The sequence below is a fragment of the Escherichia sp. 94.0001 genome (genome assembly GCF_013369155.2).
Lineage (GTDB): Bacteria > Pseudomonadota > Gammaproteobacteria > Enterobacterales > Enterobacteriaceae > Escherichia > Escherichia coli_F.
Genome location: NZ_JABWMS020000140.1, coordinates 1 through 2611 on the forward strand (window position 1 = coordinate 1; position 2611 = coordinate 2611).

A 2611-nucleotide genomic window follows, 5' to 3' on the forward strand; every position below is an offset into this window, starting at 1 on the left:
GTGTAATTGCGTACATTTACCACTGAACGAACCTTCAACAAGAACACGACCACGCTGCAAAATACGGAACGGAATTGTTCCCTGAAAAGGCTTTACGGTTACCAATAATTTCTTCATGCATTCTCCGAATAACAAAAATACTAGTTAATACACTGAGTGCGGATATATTCCTGAAGCATTCTCAATGCTGCCTGGTCGCTGATGATTCCGTCTCTGATACCGAGAACGTTTCGTCCAGCAACCGGAGAGAGTTCGACGGCGGCATCATTGCCCACGCCGGAGGTGCCGGTGGCTTCACGCACGGTACCGGGGCAGGTGGCGTTGATCCGCAGGCGCTTACGACCAGCGGCAACATCAGCACGCAGAGTTTCATTTTCAGCTCTCGCATCGGCTAATTCCCTCGAGTATTTTGCATCGAGCGCAGCAACATCACGCTGGCGCACCTGCATGTCAGTAATGGTGGCATTCGCCTGTTCCAGCTCTCTGGCTTTTTTATCGCGCTGCGCTTTGTAGGTGAGCGCGTTGTCACGGTAATGGTTTGTTGCCAGCCACAGCGCACCACAGCCAACCGCCAGGACAATAATCACCACACACAGAACACGGTTCATCTCTCTTTCACCCCACCAGTCCCGATAACGTCAGGACTCGCCAGGCGGTGGAAAAGAAAATGGCAACCAGCATGACTAAAAATGAAATGCCGACAAGTACACAGAGGCTCTTCACCAGCGTTATGAGTTTATCTGATATCATTAGCCACCCCATCAATCCGCCTTTGTTATTTTCCCTTTGCCTGTATCAGCCAGGACAAAATCAATCAGCATATTCGCTTCATTTACCAGCGTACGGATTTTTGATACATGCGCGGCTTTAACCTGTTTCCACTCATTCAGCCCGGTAGCAAACACACTGGCAATGTTTTTATCCCGTTTCATGTCAGCACAAGCCTGGTTGAGTTCTTCCATCACGCTCATTTTACGGGGATTAACGACAAAACCCTTCGTCCAGTACTCGTAAAGAACATCGTCGCACTCTTCCTGATACCGGATGACCTTATCGCGGATTTCGGGTTTTACTTTGTTGGGATTAATGGTTTGTAGCCAGCCGGCAAGTTTTCGAAGTGGCATGGACACCATATTGCGTTGTTTCCCATCCTCAGCAACCATAACGATTTCCGTTATAGTTGACGCAAAACGCTGTCTTAACTTAGCCAACTGTGATTGCCAGGCCAGCCCCATCCCCGCAACGACAGGTTTCATGGGAACGTATGGTTCGCCATTATGGTTAACTACATAAAGAGAGTTGCCGTGAAACGGCACGGCCATCATATTCATCGGTTATTTCCTTTTAGTGATGAACCTTGTCTCACAGGAATCCAGCCCACAGAAAGGCACCGACAGCCAAACCGGTATCCTCAAGGGTCATCCTGAAAGGTTCTGTGTTGTGAGATGCGCGTGAGATGCGCAGAAATGACAAAGGCATCATTACGGTGCCTGAGTGTTAAACAACTGTTTTGACTTTATTCACTTACATTTTGCCAATTTGCAGGATTTCGTGTTATCCATCCATGTAAGCAAACCGCATTTTTCAGCAAAATATTCTGCTTATCTGTCGATTCCCCAGCACGCCAGCGCGCTCTCCTGGTCACGACGGGATACCTGACCGTAACAGTTATTTGAGCGAATACGGCAGTCCCTGCCACCGTCCTTAATCCACCAGCGAATAGCTTCGCAGGCACCTTTTCGATCTCCTGCATTAATCCGTCTGTAAAACGTCGACGGGAAACACTTACCGGGGCCAATGTTGTACGGACAGAATGACGCAATCCCCGCTTTCTGGGGTTCGGTCAGTGGCACTCTGATGTTTTTCTCCACCCATGCCAGCGCCTTATCACGCTCAATGGCGTTAACCCGGTCGCATTTTTCCTTCGACAGCTTCATGCCAGGAATAACAGGCTTACCATCCACCCGGGTGGCTCCACGGCAGATGGTCCAGATACCCGCACCATCACGGTATGCTGTGGTGTGGTTACCTTCCTTTTCATCCAGAAACTGGTCGAGGATTTCAGGCGCAGACGCCCCTGCACCAATCAGCGCCAGAACGGCAGCCGACAGGCCGTATCTGATTTTTGCGTTCATGGATATTTATCAGGGTTTATCGATTTCAAATCCCTGGATATGTTAAGTCTTCAGGCCAGCGGTGGAGTCTTCAGAGAACCCGTAATTATTCCCGGTAGTTTTCCTCTGTAGGTTATCAACACATCCTGCGCCTCTAAAATTACGGGGCGCTTTTCCGGTAACGGACCATCCCCTTCACATAACCCGGCAGCAACATCCATGAAAAACTGCTTCGCCTGCTTTTTCGCCTCAGCTTCGTAAAACTCCAGCGTGGCACCTTCAGTACGGTCAAGACTAATCGCCACATCTGGCAACAACAGTGACGGATACCCACCAATTTCCAGTGCCACAGTAACAGTAATCTTATCCGGGTAATTATTTATCCCTTTAACAACCAGTTCGTATTTTTTCTTCATCGCTTTACTCTCCCCGCGCCGCCTTACGCTTATCTTCTTTAATCTTGAAATAAAGGTTTGTCAGATACGTCAGCAGGCCAA

General features: G+C 49.0%; 5 protein-coding genes and 2 pseudogenes. All 7 read right to left on the reverse strand.

Going from position 1 to position 2611, the window contains the following annotated elements; all coding sequences use genetic code 11:
• Positions 1 to 117: pseudogene (locus HEN33_RS26595) on the reverse strand (hypothetical protein); the annotation flags it as partial.
• A gap of 23 nt (positions 118 to 140) precedes the next feature.
• The gene (locus HEN33_RS27190) at positions 141 to 608 is read right to left on the reverse strand and encodes a lysis protein (RefSeq protein WP_001082575.1); all 468 of its coding nucleotides are present in this window, start codon (positions 606 to 608) and stop codon (positions 141 to 143) included.
• A gap of 7 nt (positions 609 to 615) precedes the next feature.
• Positions 616 to 762 (reverse strand): hypothetical protein, encoded by a 147-nt coding sequence (locus tag HEN33_RS24585; RefSeq protein WP_000539792.1) that lies wholly within the window; start codon positions 760 to 762, stop codon positions 616 to 618.
• Positions 762 to 1331, reverse strand: coding sequence for a phage antirepressor N-terminal domain-containing protein (locus HEN33_RS24590; RefSeq protein ID WP_001056806.1), 570 nt, complete (start codon positions 1329 to 1331; stop codon positions 762 to 764). The genes HEN33_RS24585 and HEN33_RS24590 overlap by 1 nt, the downstream gene beginning before the upstream one ends.
• Positions 1332 to 1601: 270 nt before the next feature.
• Complete coding sequence (locus HEN33_RS24595; RefSeq protein WP_000992148.1) at positions 1602 to 2135, reverse strand: lysozyme; 534 nt, start codon at positions 2133 to 2135, stop codon at positions 1602 to 1604.
• A gap of 50 nt (positions 2136 to 2185) precedes the next feature.
• Positions 2186 to 2530, reverse strand: a complete 345-nt coding sequence (locus tag HEN33_RS24600) for a YdfR family protein (protein ID WP_000731241.1) — start codon at positions 2528 to 2530, stop codon at positions 2186 to 2188.
• 4 nt (positions 2531 to 2534) lie between these two features.
• A pseudogene (gene essD, locus HEN33_RS24605) lies at positions 2535 to 2611 on the reverse strand (phage lysis protein EssD); the annotation flags it as partial.

Bases quoted from the DNA above. Each gene is read 5' to 3' on its own strand.
- HEN33_RS24590 (WP_001056806.1), bottom strand. From the start codon at position 1,331: ATGAATATGATGGCCGTGCCGTTTCACGGCAACTCTCTTTATGTAGTT.
- HEN33_RS24585 (WP_000539792.1), bottom strand. From the start codon at position 762: ATGGGGTGGCTAATGATATCAGATAAACTCATAACGCTGGTGAAGAGC.
- HEN33_RS27190 (WP_001082575.1), bottom strand. From the start codon at position 608: ATGAACCGTGTTCTGTGTGTGGTGATTATTGTCCTGGCGGTTGGCTGT.
- HEN33_RS24600 (WP_000731241.1), bottom strand. From the start codon at position 2,530: ATGAAGAAAAAATACGAACTGGTTGTTAAAGGGATAAATAATTACCCG.
- HEN33_RS24595 (WP_000992148.1), bottom strand. From the start codon at position 2,135: ATGAACGCAAAAATCAGATACGGCCTGTCGGCTGCCGTTCTGGCGCTG.